A 236-nucleotide genomic window follows, 5' to 3' on the forward strand; every position below is an offset into this window, starting at 1 on the left:
GATCCACTTTGACTAATCGTAGTAGTCGCACTATCCTCAATAGGCCCTGCTACTTCCGTTGTAGAAACACTTGCTGTATTGACTAAATCTGTTCCTAAATCAATATCCGATTGAGTCGCTGCATAACTCGCTGTGTAAATCCAAGTCTCTCCGACTTCTAATACCAAATCTCCATCATCTCCACTTGTTAATGTTGCCGATCCTGCTAAATCATCTGTTAAAACAACATCGGTTAA

General features: G+C 40.7%; 1 protein-coding gene. It reads right to left on the reverse strand.

The features are described from left to right. Positions 1 to 236 (reverse strand): hypothetical protein (locus R3X25_RS15200; RefSeq protein ID WP_411556584.1); only part of this gene is annotated, 236 nt, incomplete at both ends.

This window comes from Lutibacter sp. TH_r2, from assembly GCF_033101135.1.
Taxonomy (GTDB): domain Bacteria; phylum Bacteroidota; class Bacteroidia; order Flavobacteriales; family Flavobacteriaceae; genus Lutibacter.